This window comes from Streptomyces sp. NRRL S-37 (assembly GCF_000721605.1).
In the GTDB taxonomy this organism is placed as follows: domain Bacteria; phylum Actinomycetota; class Actinomycetes; order Streptomycetales; family Streptomycetaceae; genus Streptomyces.
Genome location: NZ_JOIZ01000066.1, coordinates 1 through 2,137 on the forward strand (window position 1 = coordinate 1; position 2,137 = coordinate 2,137).

Below are 2,137 nucleotides of genomic sequence, written 5' to 3' on the forward strand. Positions count from 1 at the left end.
GACCGGCCGGAGGCCACGGTCGTCCCGCTGCGGGTCGACACCGTCGCCCTGCGCACCCGTACCGACGAGGTGCCCGCCCTCCTGCGCGCCCTCACCCCGACCGCGCGCCGCGCCGCCGCCGTGGAGACCGCCGTCACCGAGCCCGGCGGACTCGCGGACCGGCTGGCCGGGCTGACCGCCGGTGAGCGGCACCGCACGGTTCTGCAACTGGTGCGCTCGCAGGTGGCGGCGGTGCTGGGACACGGTTCGGCCGAGGCGATCGGACCCGACCGTGCCTTCCAGGAGCTGGGTTTCGACTCGCTCGCCGCCACCGAACGGCATGGCCTGCCGCTACCCGGGCGGAGTGACCTCGCCCGAGGACCTGTGGCGCCTGGTCGTCGACGGCGTCGACACCGTCTCCGACATGCCGGACGACCGCGGCTGGGACCTGGAGGGCCTGTACGACCCGGAGCCCGGTGCGGAAGGCAAGAGCTACACCCGCCGGGGCAGCTTCCTCCACGACGCCGCCCAGTTCGACCCCGGGTTCTTCGGCATCTCGCCGCGCGAGGCCCTCTACATGGACCCGCAGCAGCGACTGCTCCTGGAGACCTCCTGGGAGGCCCTGGAGAGGGCGGGCATCGACCCGGCCTCGCTCAAGGGCAGCCGCACCGGCGTGTTCGCCGGCGTGATGTACCACGACTACGCCCTCAACGTGTCGCCCTCCGGCACGGCGGGCGGCAGCGTGGTGTCCGGCCGGCTGTCGTACACGTACGGCTGGGAAGGCCCGGCCGTCACCGTCGACACCGCCTGCTCGTCCTCCCTCGTCGCCCTGCACCTCGCGGTCCAGGCGCTGCGCACGGGCGAGTGCTCGCTCGCGGTGGCCGGCGGTGCCACGGTGATGTCGACGCCGGGCATGTTCGTCGAGTTCAGCCGGCAGCGCGGGCTGTCCGCGGACGGCCGCTGCAAGGCGTTCGCGGGAGCGGCCGACGGCGTCGGCTGGTCCGAGGGCGTGGGCGTCCTCCTCGTCGAGCGCCTCTCCGACGCCGTACGCAACGGACACCGCGTCCTCGCGGTCGTCCGGGGCACCGCCGTCAACCAGGACGGCGCCTCCAACGGCTTCACCGCCCCCAACGGGCCCTCGCAGCAGCGCGTCATCCGCCAGGCGCTCGAGGCGGCCGGCGTGGCCGCCTCCGAGGTCGACGTCGTCGAGGCGCACGGCACCGGCACCACGCTGGGCGACCCGATCGAGGCGCAGGCGCTGCTGGCCACCTACGGTCAGGACCGCCCCGCCGACCGGCCGCTGCTGCTCGGCTCCATCAAGTCGAACATCGGTCACGCCCAGGCCGCCGCCGGTGTCGCCGGCGTCATCAAGATGGTGATGGCCATGGAACACGGCACGGTGCCGCGCACCCTGCACGTCGACCGGCCCTCACCGCACGTCGACTGGACCGAGGGCAACGCGGAACTGGTCGTCGAGGAACGGCCGTGGCCGGACGCCCCGCACCCGCGCCGCGCGAGCGTCTCCGCGTTCGGGCTCAGCGGCACCAACGCGCACGTCGTCCTGGAGCAGGCCCCCGCGCCCGCACCGGCCGCCGGGACGCGACCGGCGCAGGACGGCGACAGCCCCACCCGCCCGACGCCCCCGCTGCCGTGGACCGTGTCCGCCGCGACCCCCGAGGCGCTGCGCGCCCAGGCCACCCGCCTGCTCGCCCACCTCACGGACCGCCTGGACCAGGATCCGCTGGACACCGCTTACGCCCTGGCCACCTCCCGCACCGTGCTGGAGTCCCGCGCCGTCGTACTCGGTGCCGACCGCGCCGACCTGCTCGACGGGCTGCGGACGCTCGCCCGCGGCGACGCGTCCCCGGCCGTCCTCCACGGCACCGCGCGGGACGGCGGCTCGACCGCCTTCCTGTTCTCGGGTCAGGGGTCGCAACGTCTCGGCATGGGACGTGAACTGCACGCCAGCTTCCCGGTGTTCGCGGAGGCGTTCGACGCGGTGTGCGCGGGCCTGGACGAACACCTGGAGCGGCCGCTGCGTGACGTGGTCTGGGGTGACGACGTCGAGGCGCTGAACGCGACCGCGTATGCCCAGGCCGGGCTGTTCGCCCTGGAAGTGGCGCTGTACCGTCTGCTCGACGCCTGGGGCGTGCGCCCC

At 74.7% G+C, this 2,137-nt stretch carries 1 pseudogene; it reads left to right on the forward strand.

Annotation, left to right across the window (positions count from 1 at the left end):
* Positions 1-2,137 (forward strand): annotated as a pseudogene (locus IH50_RS0136680) (type I polyketide synthase); the annotation flags it as partial.